Origin of the sequence: Sphingomonas sp. Leaf17, from assembly GCF_001421505.1 — a bacterium.
Taxonomy (GTDB): domain Bacteria; phylum Pseudomonadota; class Alphaproteobacteria; order Sphingomonadales; family Sphingomonadaceae; genus Sphingomonas.
The window spans coordinates 241,472-255,576 of sequence record NZ_LMKL01000001.1; the positions used below are offsets into that span (position 1 = coordinate 241,472).

Consider the following 14,105-nt stretch of genomic DNA (forward strand, 5'->3'; position numbering starts at 1 on the left):
GTCATCGGCAGCCCTGGCATTACGGGATTCCGCCACGGTGATCCGGGCCGCCCTGCCCACCGCCCGCGCGGCGCGTGATCCGGGCCTGCCATCATGGACGCTGCCGGGTGAGGCGCGGGTGCTGGTGACGCGCGGCCCGGGTCATGTCGCGACGACGATCGGCAATCGCCACTACGCGCCCCTGCCCGCCATCGCCATCGTCGGCCCGACCAGCAAGCCGCGCCTGTCCTGGAGTGACGCGGCCTCCTCGATCGAAATACCGCTGACGGCGCTCGACTGGTGCGGGCTGACCGACGTTTCGGCCGAGACGATCGCCGACCGCATCGTGACGCCCGATCAGCTTGGCATGGAGGCGTTTGCCGACGATCTGGCGGTGCTGCTGTCCCCGGTACATAGCGAGCAGGACGTGGCCCGGATCGTGCGCGGACTGATCGCGGATCATGTCGTGGGCACCATGTCGACCGTCGTGCCGCAAATCCGGGCACTGATGCGCATCGTTGACGATACCATGATCGTCGATGCGACGGCGGTTGCCGATCAGGTCGGCCTTGCCCCGCACACATTGCGCCGGATCGCCCTTCGCCAGTTCGGTTTCCCGGCGAAGACCGTGTTGATCCGCCGCCGGTTCCTGCACGCCATGGACCGGTTTCGGACGAGCGGCATGGACATGTCCAGCGCGGTGGCCTGCGGCTATTTCGACAGCTCGCATTTCCTGCGCGATGCCAAACGCTTCCTCGGCATGACGCCGCGACGGTTCCTGGCCTCGGTCGCGCCGCACTAAGGAAACGCATCCGCCATCGTACCGGGGGGCCGGTACGATGGCGGACCGATCGGGTCAGGCGAGCGTACGGACGCCGTCCTCGCGTGCCCAGTACCGCTTGGTCGCGGCCGAGGCGATCTGGTCGAGCGCCACAACGCCCTCATCCTTTTCCACGCCCGCCCGGTCCAGCAACGGCCGCGCGTCCGCGCTGGCCGCCACGGCCTTCAGGTGACCGAACGCGTCCATCACCCATTGTACTGCGGCACCTTCCTTGAGCAGCGCCCTGGCACCGTCGGCCGACAGCACGACGGCCACCGCGTCGAACAACTGCGACGGGCTGCCCGCCAGCTGCCCATGCGCTTCCTTCATGCTGCCGTCGGCCAGCTTCGCACCGCCGACCTTCGGGGCCACCAGAAAGACCTTGCCGCCCGCGCCTTCGATCGCGGACGTGACCGTGTCGATCTCGGCACCATCGGACCCGTCGGCAATCAACACCCCGACCATGCGGCCCGCCAGCGTGTCCTTCATGTTCCGCTGGATCGACAACGCCGGGCTTGGCGCCATGTCGACCGGTTCGCGGAACGCCGGGTTCGCAGGCGGCAGGTCCATGCCGATCCCGTCGGCCACGCGCGCCGCCAGTTCCTCGTTCACGTTGCGCAGGTTGGCGACGACCCGCTTGCGGATATGCGCCGGCCCGACCTTCGACAACTCGAAGGTGAAGGCAGAGGCGATATGCGCACGCTCGTTGTCCGTCATCGACACCCAGAACAGCCGTGCCTGGCTGTAATGGTCGCCAAACAGTTCGGCGCGAATCCGCAGTTTCTCGCCCTGCTCGTCGGGACCGGTCGGATTGGTCGTCGTGGCAAAACCGTTAGGCGATTCGCGCGGGCCACCGTCCTCGCCGATCACGGACAGGCTGTTCGGTTCGTAATTGGCGCGCCCCTTGGGCACCTTCGTCTGCATCATCCCGTCGCGCTGGAAATTCTGCGCATCGTTGCGCGGCGCGTTGATCGGAATCTGATGGAAGTTGGTCGTGCCCAGCCGCGACTTCTGCGTGTCGAGATAGCTGAACAGACGCCCCTGCAGCAGCGGGTCGTTCGAAAAGTCGATGCCCGGCACAACGTTGGTCGGCAGGAACGCGACCTGCTCGGTTTCAGCAAAGAAATTGTCCGCGTTCCGGTTCAGGGTCATCGTACCGATGATACGGACGGGAACGTCCTCCTCCGGGATCAGCTTGGTCGAATCGAGCACGTCATAGGGCTGTGCATCAGCAAACGCCTTGTCGAACACCTGGATGCCCAGGTCCCATTCGGGAAAATCGCCGCCGTCGATCGCTTCCCACAGGTCACGACGGTGATAATCGTTGTCCGCCGCCTGAAGCTTCAGCGTCTCGTCCCAGATCGTCGACTGAAGACCAAGCCGGGGCTTCCAGTGGAACTTGACGAAGCTCGACTTGCCCTCGGCATTGACCAGCTGGAACGTGTGGACGCCAAAGCCCTCCATCATCCTGAGCGAGCGCGGCAGGGTCCGGTCCGACATCGCCCACAGCTGCATGTGCGTCGATTCCGGGGTCAGCGATGCCCAGTCCCAGAAGGTGTCGTGCGCGCTGCCGGCCTGCGGATAGGCGCGGTCGGCCTCCATCTTCACCGAATGGATCAGGTCGGGAAACTTGATCGCATCCTGAATGAAGAACACCGGAATGTTGTTGCCGACCAGATCCCAGTTGCCCTCGGTCGTGTAGAACTTGACCGCGAAGCCGCGCACGTCGCGCGGGGTGTCGACCGATCCGGCCCCGCCGGCGACCGTCGAAAAGCGCGTGAACACCTCCGTTTTCGTACCCTTGGTGAACACTGCGGCGCGGGTCAGGTCGGAAATGTCGTCGGTCGCCTCGAACACGCCGTGCGCACCCGAACCACGCGCATGGACGATCCGCTCCGGGATCCGCTCGTGATCGAAGTGGAAGATCTTTTCGCGCAACACAAAATCTTCGAGCAGCGTGGGTCCACGCGCGCCGGACTTCAGGCTGTTCTGGTTGTCCGACACGGGGACACCGTGGTTGGTGGTCAGCACGGGTACGTCGCCGCCGGCCTGCTGATGCGTCTCGCCACCGTTGCCGGGGTTGCGGTTCTGCTCGGTCATGAAATCGGGTCCTCGGGTATCTTCCCCGCCCCAACGCGCCGTGACGCCGGCGTGTCCATCGCTTGACCGGCGTTAGTCGAAAAGATCAGCCGTCGCTGACCCGTTCGATGTCCGCGCCCACCGCCTGCAGCTTCTCCTCCAGCCGCTCATAACCCCGGTCGAGGTGATAGACCCGCGCCACCGACGTCTCGCCGTCGGCGACAAGGCCGGCGATGATAAGGCTCATCGACGCGCGCAGGTCGGTCGCCATCACCGGCGCACCAACCAGCTTGCTCACGCCCTTCACCACCGCGGTACGGCCCTGCACCAGGATATCGGCCCCCATGCGCGCCAGTTCGGGGACGTGCATGTATCGGTTCTCGAAGATCGTCTCGGTCAGCACGCTGGCCCCGTCGGCCATGCACAGCATCGCCATGAACTGCGCCTGCATGTCGGTGGCGAAACCGGGGTACGGCGCGGTCGACAGCGTCAGCGGCCCCAGCCGGTCGGGGCCGGCGATGCGCAGGCCGTCCTTCTGCTCGGTCACGACCACGCCGGCCTCGACCAGCGCGTCGATCGTCGCGCGCATGTCGTCGGCCTTCACGCCGACCAGGTCGAGCGTGCCGCCGGTGATCGCGGCGGCGCAGGCATAGCTGCCCGCCTCGATCCGGTCGGGCATCACCGCATAGGTTGCGCCGTGCAGCCGGTCGACGCCCTCGATTTCCAGCGTCTCGGTGCCGATCCCCGCAATGCGCGCACCCATCGCCACCAGCAGGTTACACAGGTCGACGATCTCCGGCTCGCGCGCCGCATTCTCGATGATCGAGCTGCCCTTTGCCGTCACGGCGGCCATCACGACATTCTCGGTCGCGCCGACCGACACGACGGGAAACCGATACCGCCCACCCGACAGCCGGCCACCGGGCGCGCTTGCCTTCACATAGCCCGCCGCGAGTTCGATCTGCGCGCCGATCGCCTCCAGCGCCTTCAGGTGCAGGTCGATCGGCCGGTTGCCGATCGCGCAGCCACCGGGCAGCGACACCCGCGCTTCGCCGGCACGCGCCAGGATCGGCCCCAGCACCAGGATCGACGCGCGCATCTTGCGCACGATGTCATAGGGGGCTTCGGTCGACGTCAGCCGGCCGGTGCGGATCGTCATGACCCGGCCGAACTCCTCGGGCCGCGTCCCCTCGATCGCGGTCGACGCGCCAAGCTGGTTCAGCAGATGGCCGAACCCGTCGACATCGGCCAGCCGCGGCAGATTGCGCAGCGTCACCGGCTCGTCGGTCAGCAGCGCGCACGGCATCAGGGTGAGCGCGGCGTTCTTGGCACCGGAAACGGGAAGACGGCCGGACAGGCGGTTGCCGCCGCGAATGATGATACGATCCATGCGTGCGTGTCTATCGTCATGCGGAAATGGCGCAAGGGGGACGGAACCTGTCGCGGATTGATCGAGTTTAATGCGTCCATTTTGAACTTTTGCTCTTAGCGGGTATCAATCGGGGAATCGTATACGCGTGCCACAAAGTTTATTCGCGGATCGCCTGTCCGATCTGATTGCGCTGACCCCTGACGAGATTGCCGTGCTGACCGCGATGGAATCGCAGGAACGCCCGCTGCGTCGGGGCAGCCTGCTGGTGCGCGAAAAGGATTCGTCCTCGGACCTGTTCATCCTGCGGCAGGGCATGATGATAAGCTATGTCCTGCTCGACGACGGCAGTCGGCAGATCCTGCGTTTCGTGTTTCCGGGCGACATGGCCGGAATTTCCGCGCTGGTGTACCGCGATTCACCCGAAACGATCGTGGCTTCCACCGACTGTGTCGTCGCCGCATTCGATCGCGCGACGATCGCGACGATCATCAGTGATCACCCCCGTCTCGCCGCCGTCATGCTGGCGGCGGTGCAGGTCGAACGCGTGGCGATGACCGACCGGCTGGCGTCGCTGGGCCGGACATCGGCCAAGGCCCGCGTGGCCGCGCTGCTGGTCGAGTTGCGCGACCGGATGCGGCGGTCGGATCGGACCATGACCAACAGCTACACTCTGGGGCTGACGCAGGAGGAGATCGGCGATGCGATCGGCCTGACCGCCGTTCACGTCAACCGCATGCTGCGCCAGCTGGAGGAAGACGGCCTCATCGCGCGCCACCAGGGCCGGATCACCCTGCTCGACGAACAGGCGCTGTCGGCGGTCGGCTTCTACACCAACCGGTTCATCAATCTCGATCTGAGCTGGATGCCGCCCCCGCGCTGAGCATGGGGCAAGCGACCAGTCGCTCTCCGCTCAGGCCTTTTCCGCTCAGGCTTTTTCCATCGTGCATTGCAGCGGGTGCTGGTTCTGCCGCGCAAAGTCCATCACCTGGCTGACCTTGGTCTCGGCAACCTCGTAGCTGAACGTGCCGCAGACGCCGACGCCCTTCTGATGGACGTGCAGCATCACGCGGGTGGCCGCCTCCATGTCCATGCGGAAGAACCGCTGGAGGCACAGCACGACGAACTCCATCGGCGTGTAGTCGTCGTTCAGCATCAGGACGCGGTAGGGCGTCGGCTGCTTGGTCCGCGACCGTGTCTTGGTGGCGGTACCCGCGCCGGTGCCATCGGCCCCGTCGTCCTGACCATCGTCGCGGCGCTCGGCCATATGAATAGGATGTGCTTGCATGGTGTCCCGCAAAATATGGCATGGGCGGGTCGAAGGGCAAGGGGGCCATGCAGTTCACCCGCATTTAGAATCACGCCCGACCGGCGCGTGCAGGCGTGGGGCAGCCGGATCGCACCCCGTTCGCCCCGCAATGGCCGCCGCCGCGTGACGACCTGACCCTGCAACAGCGCCCATGAAAAAGGGGTGACCGTCCCCTTGGACAGCCACCCCCGTTTCCCGTCAATTCACGCGCGGGCGTGGATCAGCCGGTGGTCTTCATCTTGTCGGCCGCGGTCGCAACGCGGTTCGACACCGGCTGCGCGACTTCGCCGGCCAGCTTCATCATGGCTTCGGTCGACTTGGCGGTCTGGGCGACCATCGCGTCGAACGACTGGCGCATGAAATCGCTCTGCAGCTTCATCAGCTCGGTCGGCGACTTGACGGTCGACATCGTGCGGACGGCCTGGGTCAGACCCTCAAGCGAGGTGCGCGCATATTCTGCCGCGTCCTGTGCCAGCTGCTCCATGCCCTTGACGGCGATCTTCGACGATTCGACCATCGCCTCGACGTTGCCCTTGGTGAAGACGTTCATTTCCTCGACCATCTTGGTGCCCTTTTCCATGGCCCCCTTGGTCTGGTCGTTCGCCTGCGTGAACATGGCCTGCGCCTTGTCGGTGGCGGTCTTTGCGGTTTCTTCGATCTTTGCGGTCGTGTCGGTCATGGGACTGTCCTTGACTGGAGGTGCCGCCGGAACCGCGGCGGACGGATTGGCCACCGGCTTGGCGGCTGGTTTGGGTGCCGCGGGCTTTGCGGCCGACAGCGCCGCTGCGGGATAGGCAGCGGACGGGGTATCGACGATCTCGGCCACCACGTCGGCGGCGGGCGTCGCAAGGCGCGCCGGGGCCGCAGGCGCGGCTGGCGTGGTCGGCTTCACCGTCGGGGCGGCCGAAGCGGGCTTCGGCTTGGTGACGGCGGTCGGCTTCTTGTCGGCCGGTTTTTCGGGCGCGCGAAGCACCGGGGGGACGGCCGAAGCGGCGGCCTCCACGGGCTTCGTCGCGGCGGGAGCGGTGGACTTCGGCGATGCGACGGGCACGGCCGGGGTCGCCGGTTTCCCGGTAACGCGAGACGGCGGGTCGGTGCGCTTCATGATCCTGCTCCAGCTAATTGCTGCACTGCACAATAATGATGGAATCAAAAGATTTCAAGCATTTTGTGCAGTGCATCATGCACCGTGCGGATGACAGATTGATGGCGGCCCTACGGTGCGCGGACATACTCGCCGGGTGCCTCGCCCAGCACGGTCGCCTTGCCGCCACCGGGCACCCGCGCGCCGGTCGCGGCCACCGTCGCCGCCCCCCGCTCGCGCAGCCAGTCGATCCAGTCCGGCCACCAGCTGCCCTTCGTCTCGGTCGCGCCGGCGACGAACGCATCGAGCGTCGCGACCGTGTCCGGGTTGGTCCAATACTGGTATTTCACGGCCGAGGGCGGGTTCACCACACCCGCGATATGCCCGGACCCGGCCAGCACGAACCGCATCGGCCCGGTAAATACCTGGGTCATCGTCCACACGCTGTCGGCCGGCGCGATGTGATCCTCGCGCCCCGCCTGAATGTACGACGGCGTCTTCACGCGCGTCAGGTCGATCGGCACGCCCGCGACCGACAGCGCGCCCGGCCGGATCAGCAGGTTGTCGCGGTACAGGTCGGTCAGATAGCTCTTGTGCCATTTCGCCGGCAGGTTGGTCGTGTCACCATTCCAGTGCAGCAGGTCGAACGGGGCATAATCCTTGCCCAGCAGATAGTTGTTGGTGACATAGTTCCAGATCAGGTCGCGCCCGCGCAACAGGTTGAACGTCGCCGCCATGTAACGCCCGTCGAGGAACCCGTCCTTCGACACCTGCTCGATCAGCCTCAACTGTTCGTCGCCGACAAACAGGTTCAGTTCGCCCGCGTTGGAAAAGTCGATCTGCGCGGTGAAGAAGGTCGCGCTCGCCACCTTTTCCGCCTCGCCCTTGGCCTCCAGCAGCGCCAGCGTCGCGGCCAGCGTCGTGCCCGCCACGCAATAGCCGATGGTATGCACGGCGGGCACGTCCAGCAGGTCGCGGATCGTGTCGACGGCATCGACCTGCGCCGCGACATAATCGTCCCAGACCACGTCCTTCATGCTGGCGTCGGCCGATTTCCACGACACCATGAACACGCTGATCCCCTGCTCCACCGCCCAGCGGATGAAGCTTTTCTCGGGCGTCAGGTCCAGGATGTAGAACCGGTTGATCCACGGCGGAAAGATCACCAGCGGCGTCGCCAGCACCTTTTTCGTCGTCGGCGCATAGTGGATCAGTTCGTACAGGGCCGTGCGATGTACGACCTTGCCCGGCGTCATCGCCAGGTTGCGCCCCACCTCGAACGCGGTCGAATCGGTGTGGGTCAGCTGGCCGCGGCCGATATCGGCCATCATATTCTGCATACCCTTCAGCAGATTCGCGCCGCGCGTCTCGACGGTTTTCGCGATTACCTCCGGGTTGGTCAGCGCGAAGTTGGTCGGGCTCATCGCGTCGACGAATCCGCGCGCGGCGAAGCGCAGCCGGTCCTTTTCCTTCGGGTCGATCCCCTCCAGCGCCTCGACCCCGCGCAACATGTGGTCGGCGATCATCAGATAACTCTGGCGGATCATGTCGAACACCGGGTTCTCGTGCCACTCCGCCGCCTTGAACCGCTTGTCGGCGGGCGCGGCGGCCACCGGCGCGGACGCGGCCTGTGCGGGATCGAGAAACCGTTGCCAGATCGTCAGGCTGTCGGCCCAGAAATCCTGGACGCGCTGGACGGTGGCGGGGTCGTTGAAGCCGGGGATGACCGGCATCGCCTCGGCCGGTCCCTTCATCGCCTGCAGCCCCTGCTCCATCATCATCTGCTGCGCCCGTCCCATGACCCAGGTCCAGTGCTGGAGATCCTCCAGGCTCGGCGGTGCGGTGTCGGATTGCGTGGTCATGCGGCATCCTCTGGTTTGACCGCCAGCCTAGCGGGTCGGGACCGCAATGGCGACCCTGGATCCTCCCTGCTTCCGTGGAGGAATTGAACCCCGCGCTTTCACCGCAACGCCTCGTGCGATAGGAGGCGTCGCTCCATCACGAAGGCTCATGTCCGATGACCGACGATTTCTACCGTATCAAACGCCTGCCGCCCTATATCATCGCCGAAGTGAACGCGATGCGGGCAGCGGCGCGCGCGGGCGGTGAGGACATCATCGACCTTGGCATGGGCAATCCCGACCTGCCGCCGCCGCCCCACGTCATCGACAAGCTGATCGAGGTGACGCGCAAGCCCGACGCGCATGGCTATTCCCAGTCGAAGGGAATCCCCGGCCTGCGTCGCGCGCAGGCCAATTATTACGGCCGTCGGTTCGGCGTCGATCTTGATCCCGAAACCGAGGTCGTCGTGACGATGGGGTCGAAGGAGGGGCTGGCCAGCCTTGCCACCGCGATCACCGCGCCGGGCGACGTCGTGCTCGCGCCCAACCCGTCCTACCCGATCCACACCTTCGGCTTCATCATCGCCGGCGCAACGATCCGCGCGGTGCCGACCACGCCCGACGAGCAGTATTTCGAAAGCCTGGAACGCGCGATGGCGTTCACCGTCCCGCGCCCCAGCGTGCTGGTCGTCAACTATCCGTCGAACCCGACCGCCGAGACGGTCGATCTTGCCTTCTACGAGCGGCTGGTCGCGTGGGCGAAGGAGAACAAGGTCTGGATCATCTCCGACCTCGCCTATTCGGAACTGTATTTCGACGGCAAGCCGACCGTCTCGATCCTGCAGGTCAAGGGCGGCAAGGACGTCGCGGTCGAGTTCACCTCGCTCAGCAAGACCTACAGCATGGCCGGCTGGCGGATCGGCTTCGCGGTCGGCAATCCAAAGCTGATCGCGGCGATGACGCGGGTGAAGTCCTATCTCGATTACGGCGCGTTCACCCCGATCCAAGCCGCCGCCTGCGCCGCGCTGAACGGCCCGCAGGACATCGTCGAAAAGAACCGCCAGCTGTATCACAAGCGCCGCGACGTGCTGGTCGAGAGCTTCGGCCGTGCCGGCTGGGACATTCCCTCGCCGCCCGCGTCGATGTTCGCCTGGGCGCCATTGCCGCCGGCGCTCGCGCATCTGGGCAGCCTTGAATTCTCCAAGCAATTGCTCTCTCACGCCAAGGTCGCGGTGGCCCCCGGGGTGGGCTATGGCGAAAACGGCGAAGGCTTCGTGCGGATCGCGATGGTCGAGAACGAACAGCGACTGCGCCAGGCGGCGCGCAACGTGCGGAAATATCTCCAGTCGATGGGTGTCAACACGCCCGCCAGCACGCCCGCGCGCACGGGCTGATCGCGACCCCGCATGACAATCAATCCGCTATATTCGGTGGCCGGCGTGCTCGTCGGCCTCGTCGTCGGGCTGACCGGTGTCGGGGGCGGTTCGCTGATGACGCCGCTGCTCGTCCTCGTCTTCGGTTTCCACCCCGCCACCGCGGTCGGCACCGATCTGCTCTATGCGTCGGCGACCAAGAGCGTCGGCACCGTCGTCCATGGCTGGCGCGGGACGGTCGAATGGCGGGTCGTCCGCCGGCTTGCACTGGGCAGCATCCCGGCGGCGGTGCTGACCCTGCTGATGCTGGGTCGCGCCGGTGAACGATCGGCCAGTACCGGCCACGCCATTTCGGTGGTGCTGGGCGTCACGCTGATCCTGTCGGCGATCGGCACCATCTTTCGCGCGCGGATCATCGCGTGGCTGTCGTCGCGGATCGGCACGGCGGCGGGGCCACGCCCGGCGATCTACACCGTTATCCTCGGCGCGATCCTTGGCGTTCTCGTCTCGCTGACCTCGGTCGGGGCAGGCGCGCTGGGGATGACCGCGCTGCTGATCCTCTACCCCAGCCTGCCGATCAAGCGACTGGTCGGGTCCGACATCGCCCATGCGGTGCCGCTGACCCTGCTCGCGGGCATCGGCCACTGGATGCTGGGATCGGTCGACATCGCCCTGCTCTGCTCGCTGCTGGTCGGGTCCATTCCCGGCATCATCGTCGGCAGCCTGATCGCATCCCGCGTGTCCGACCGCGTGCTCAGCCCGATCCTGGCGATCGTGCTGATCCTGGTCGGCGTGAAACTGGTGCTGTCATGACCCCTGCTTGCACGCCCCGGCCGGGCTTCGCCTTCGCGACCCGCTTCCGCGTCCGCTATGCCGAGATCGACGGGCAGAAGGTCGTCTTCAATTCACGCTACCTCGAATATGCCGACGTCGCCGCGACCGAGTTCTGGGAATGGACCGGCATCGCCGAGGCGCTTGGCCCCGTGTGGACCGAAACCGAGTTCCACGTCCGCCGGTCGGAGGTCGATTACCTCAAGCCCTTCGTCTGGGGCGACAGCGTCGTCGCCTCTGTCCGGATCGACCGCATCGGCGGGTCCAGCCTGACCCAGCGCTACGAGCTGGCCCACGCGGACACCGGCGATCTCCACGCGGTCATCACGATGGTGATCGTCAACGTCCACCTGCCCACCGGCCGCCCGGTGCCGATCGCGGATCCGGTCAGGGCATTTCTGGAGGTGCTCTAACTCCTCCCCGGCACGGGGAAGGGGACCATGCGCAGCATGGTGGAGGGGAATCGCCGCAGGGGGCCTCCTTTGTGGCAATCCCCTCCACCACGCTCTCCGAGCGCGGCCCCCCTCCCCGTCCCGGGGAGGATTTATTTCGCCACGTCCCCCGACCCCGCCACATCCCCCGGTAGCGCCCAGATCATATCGCCCTTGCCCAGCACCCGCCCGTCATGCGCCAGCACCGCGACCGGCGGGATCGGCCGGTGGTCGCGCGTGTCGACCAGGATCGGGAACGCCGGCACCTCCGTCTCCCACCGCTCGCCCCATTGCCGCAGCGCGACCATCGTCGGCAGCAGCGCGAAGCCCTTGTCGGTCAACCCGTATTTGATCTTGCGCCGGTCGGCCGCGATCGGCGTCCGCTTCAGGATGCCGTGATCGACCAGCCGCGTCAGCCGGTTCGCCAGGATATTGCGCGCGATGCCGAGTTCGCTCTGGAACTCCTCGAAATGGTGCAGGCCGTTGAACGCCGCGCGCAGGATCAGGAACGACCACCGCTCACCCATGGCCTCCAGCGCCGCCGGCAAGCTGCACGCGCGCAGCGGTTCACGCAGATGTTCTGTCATAGCTATGCAATACACCAACTCTACCCGAGCGTAACCCGGGATATTCACGCCGCCGATCACCATCATAGCGAAAATTGTCGCAAAATCGCGGCATTCATAGCCGGATGCGCGTGAAACCGATTGCCAAGCCGTCACGCCTCCCCCCATCTTGGGCGCGTGCTGAGACAATATGAACTCGTCGACCGTGTGCTCGACTACGACCCCCAGGCCGACGAGGCGCTGCTGAACCGCGCCTATGTGTTCTCGATGCAGGCGCACGGGAGCCAGAAGCGCGCCAGCGGCGATCCCTATTTCAGCCACCCGATCGAGGTCGCCGGCATCCTGACCGACCTGCATCTCGACGACGAGACGATCGCCACCGCGATCCTGCACGACACGATCGAAGACACCGTCGCCACGCCGGAGGAGATCGAGCGGCTGTTCGGCGCCAACGTCGCGCGACTGGTCGACGGCGTGACCAAGCTCAGCCGGATCGAGGCGCAGAGCGAGAACGAGCGCGCGGCGGAAAACCTGCGCAAGTTCCTGATGGCGATGTCCGACGACATCCGCGTCCTGCTGGTGAAGCTGGCCGACCGGCTGCACAACATGCGCACGCTGCACCACATCGCCAAGCCGGAGAAGCGCCGCCGCATCGCCAGGGAGACGATGGACATCTATGCGCCGCTCGCCGAGCGGATCGGCATGTACGAGTTCATGAAGGAGATGCAGACGCTCGCCTTCGCGCAGATCGAACCCGAGGCGTATGAATCGATCGTCCGCCGGCTCGAACAACTGAAGGACGGCGGCGGCGGCGACCGGATCGCGAAGATCGCATCGGGCCTGAAGCTGATCCTGTCGCGCGCCGGCCTCGACGCCGAGGTCACGGGCCGCGAAAAACATCCCTATTCAATCTGGCGCAAGATGTCCGAACGCCACATCAGCTTCGAGCAACTCTCGGACATCATGGCATTCCGCGTCATCGTGCCGACGGTCGAGGATTGCTACCGGACGCTGGGCATCATCCACGGTCGCTGGCCGCTGGTGCCCGGCCGGTTCAAGGATTACATCTCGACCCCGCGCCGCAACGGGTACCAGTCGCTCCACACCTCGGTCATCCACGCCGACAATGCGCGCATCGAAATCCAGATCCGCACGCCCGAAATGCATGCCGAGGCCGAGTTCGGCGTCGCCGCGCACTGGGCCTACAAGGAGAAGGTGAAGGCCGGCAACCAGACCAGCTGGATCCGCGACCTCGTCGAAATCCTCGACAATGCCGAAAGCCCGGAGGAGCTGCTCGAACACACGCGCATGGCGATGTACCAGGACCGGATCTTCGCGTTCACGCCGCGCGGCGAGCTGATCCAGCTGCCCAAGGGCGGCACGCCGATCGACTTTGCCTATGCGGTTCACACCGATCTTGGCGATCAGGCGGTGGGTGCCAAGATCAACGGCCGCGTCGTGCCGCTTCGTACCGTCATCGAGAATGGCGACCAGGTCCAGATCCTGCGGTCCAAGGCGCAGACGCCGCAGCGCGGCTGGCTGAACTTCGCGATCACCGGCAAGGCACTGGCCGCGATCCGCCGCCACCTGCGCCACAAGGAGCGCGAGGAGGGCATAAAGCTCGGCCGCAAGCTGTACGACGACATCGTCCAGCGCCTGCCCGCGCCGATCGGCGTCGACGCGCTGCCGCAGGCGCTGAAGCGGCTGAAGCTGCCCGACGAGCCGGCGCTGATGCTGGCGATCGCGCGCCATGTCCTGACCGACAACGCTGTCATGGAGGCGCTGATGCCCGGCTCTGGCGGCGAAGAAGGCCCGCACGCGCTCGCCCCGCAGTCGCACGCCATCTCGATCAAGGGGCTGACCCCCGGCGTCGCCTATGACCTTGCCGAATGTTGCCATCCGGTGCCCGGCGACCGCATCGTCGGCCTGCGCCGCCCCGATGCGGGGATCGAGGTCCACGCCATCGACTGCTCGGTGCTGGCCGAACTGGCCGAACGCACCGAAAGCGAAACCGACTGGGTCGACGTGTCCTGGGGCGACAAGACCGAGGGCGCGGTCGCGCGTATCTCGGTCGAACTGAAGAACGAACCCGGCTCGCTCGGCATCGTCGCCACCGTCATCGGCGCGCACAAGGCCAACATCATCGGCCTGCGCCTCGACAACCGCGACACCGGCTTCCACACCAACATCATCGACGTCCAGGTCCACGACCTCCACCACCTGATGCGCCTGATCGCCGCGTTACGCGCGGCGGATGCGGTGAATGTGGTGGAGCGGGTTTGACGTGACGCAAAAATTCAAAAATTTTGTGTCAAACAGGGTGGGGCGTGCGATTACCCGAACTCGCTAAGCCGTGTTCGCTGCGTTCTTGATCACAAGAGCAAGCCCACGCTTTCGGGGTTTGGAAGTAACGGCCGCAGGAA

At 65.9% G+C, this 14,105-nt stretch carries 12 protein-coding genes; 6 read left to right on the forward strand and 6 right to left on the reverse strand.

The annotated features are described in order from the left end of the window. Positions 1-37 precede the first annotated feature (37 nt). The gene (locus tag ASE75_RS01170) at positions 38-781 is read left to right on the forward strand and encodes a helix-turn-helix domain-containing protein (protein ID WP_055927585.1); all 744 of its coding nucleotides are present in this window, start codon (positions 38-40) and stop codon (positions 779-781) included. A gap of 54 nt (positions 782-835) precedes the next feature. Here ASE75_RS01170 and ASE75_RS01175 read toward each other — a convergent pair whose 3' ends face one another. After that, the gene (locus ASE75_RS01175) at positions 836-2,899 is read right to left on the reverse strand and encodes a catalase (protein WP_055927588.1); all 2,064 of its coding nucleotides are present in this window, start codon (positions 2,897-2,899) and stop codon (positions 836-838) included. Between the two features lie 85 nt (positions 2,900-2,984). Beyond that, on the reverse strand, positions 2,985-4,268 hold the full coding sequence (gene murA / locus ASE75_RS01180; protein WP_055927592.1) for a UDP-N-acetylglucosamine 1-carboxyvinyltransferase: 1,284 nt from the start codon (positions 4,266-4,268) through the stop codon (positions 2,985-2,987). 127 nt (positions 4,269-4,395) lie between these two features. Here murA and ASE75_RS01185 point away from each other — a divergent pair, with 127 nt between their 5' ends. Next, positions 4,396-5,130 carry a Crp/Fnr family transcriptional regulator gene (locus ASE75_RS01185; protein ID WP_055927595.1) on the forward strand — a complete coding sequence of 245 codons (735 nt, stop codon included), beginning with the start codon at positions 4,396-4,398 and terminating at the stop codon, positions 5,128-5,130. Positions 5,131-5,175: 45 nt separating this feature from the next. On the opposite strand, the gene clpS is transcribed toward ASE75_RS01185, so the two are convergent. From clpS to ASE75_RS01200, 3 genes are all read right to left on the reverse strand, one after another. Continuing rightward, positions 5,176-5,514: an ATP-dependent Clp protease adapter ClpS gene (clpS, locus tag ASE75_RS01190; protein ID WP_055927598.1), complete on the reverse strand. Its 339-nt coding sequence runs from the start codon at positions 5,512-5,514 to the stop codon at positions 5,176-5,178. 262 nt (positions 5,515-5,776) lie between these two features. After that, the gene (gene phaP, locus ASE75_RS15985) at positions 5,777-6,661 is read right to left on the reverse strand and encodes a phasin family protein (RefSeq protein ID WP_055927602.1); all 885 of its coding nucleotides are present in this window, start codon (positions 6,659-6,661) and stop codon (positions 5,777-5,779) included. Positions 6,662-6,771: 110 nt separating this feature from the next. Continuing rightward, positions 6,772-8,502, reverse strand: coding sequence for a PHA/PHB synthase family protein (locus ASE75_RS01200; RefSeq protein ID WP_055927605.1), 1,731 nt, complete (start codon positions 8,500-8,502; stop codon positions 6,772-6,774). 155 nt (positions 8,503-8,657) lie between these two features. Between ASE75_RS01200 and ASE75_RS01205 the strand changes: the two genes are divergently transcribed. From ASE75_RS01205 to ASE75_RS01215, 3 genes are read left to right on the forward strand one after another with little or no spacing between them, the layout of a single operon-like run. Further along, entirely contained in the window at positions 8,658-9,875 is a 1,218-nt protein-coding gene (locus ASE75_RS01205) for an LL-diaminopimelate aminotransferase (RefSeq protein WP_055927608.1), read from the forward strand. 12 nt (positions 9,876-9,887) lie between these two features. Further along, positions 9,888-10,667, forward strand: coding sequence for a sulfite exporter TauE/SafE family protein (locus ASE75_RS01210; RefSeq protein ID WP_055927611.1), 780 nt, complete (start codon positions 9,888-9,890; stop codon positions 10,665-10,667). Continuing rightward, positions 10,664-11,098 carry an acyl-CoA thioesterase gene (locus ASE75_RS01215; RefSeq protein WP_055927614.1) on the forward strand — a complete coding sequence of 145 codons (435 nt, stop codon included), beginning with the start codon at positions 10,664-10,666 and terminating at the stop codon, positions 11,096-11,098. The genes ASE75_RS01210 and ASE75_RS01215 overlap by 4 nt, the downstream gene beginning before the upstream one ends. Positions 11,099-11,229: 131 nt before the next feature. On the opposite strand, the gene ASE75_RS01220 is transcribed toward ASE75_RS01215, so the two are convergent. Then, a complete protein-coding gene (locus tag ASE75_RS01220) occupies positions 11,230-11,703 on the reverse strand; it encodes a winged helix-turn-helix transcriptional regulator (RefSeq protein WP_055927617.1) in 474 nt (157 codons plus the stop codon). Between the two features lie 156 nt (positions 11,704-11,859). Between ASE75_RS01220 and ASE75_RS01225 the strand changes: the two genes are divergently transcribed. Continuing rightward, entirely contained in the window at positions 11,860-13,965 is a 2,106-nt protein-coding gene (locus ASE75_RS01225; protein WP_055927620.1) for a RelA/SpoT family protein, read from the forward strand. The last annotated feature ends 140 nt before the right edge of the window (positions 13,966-14,105 follow it).

What these genes read in the sequence shown, in the direction of transcription:
- ASE75_RS01175 (WP_055927588.1), bottom strand. Translation starts at nt 2,899, where the DNA reads ATGACCGAGCAGAACCGCAACCCCGGCAACGGTGGCGAGACGCATCAG.
- murA (WP_055927592.1), bottom strand. Translation starts at nt 4,268, where the DNA reads ATGGATCGTATCATCATTCGCGGCGGCAACCGCCTGTCCGGCCGTCTT.
- clpS (WP_055927598.1), bottom strand. Translation starts at nt 5,514, where the DNA reads ATGGCCGAGCGCCGCGACGATGGTCAGGACGACGGGGCCGATGGCACC.
- phaP (WP_055927602.1), bottom strand. Translation starts at nt 6,661, where the DNA reads ATGAAGCGCACCGACCCGCCGTCTCGCGTTACCGGGAAACCGGCGACC.
- ASE75_RS01200 (WP_055927605.1), bottom strand. Translation starts at nt 8,502, where the DNA reads ATGACCACGCAATCCGACACCGCACCGCCGAGCCTGGAGGATCTCCAG.
- ASE75_RS01205 (WP_055927608.1), top strand. Translation starts at nt 8,658, where the DNA reads ATGACCGACGATTTCTACCGTATCAAACGCCTGCCGCCCTATATCATC.
- ASE75_RS01210 (WP_055927611.1), top strand. Translation starts at nt 9,888, where the DNA reads ATGACAATCAATCCGCTATATTCGGTGGCCGGCGTGCTCGTCGGCCTC.
- ASE75_RS01215 (WP_055927614.1), top strand. Translation starts at nt 10,664, where the DNA reads ATGACCCCTGCTTGCACGCCCCGGCCGGGCTTCGCCTTCGCGACCCGC.
- ASE75_RS01220 (WP_055927617.1), bottom strand. Translation starts at nt 11,703, where the DNA reads ATGACAGAACATCTGCGTGAACCGCTGCGCGCGTGCAGCTTGCCGGCG.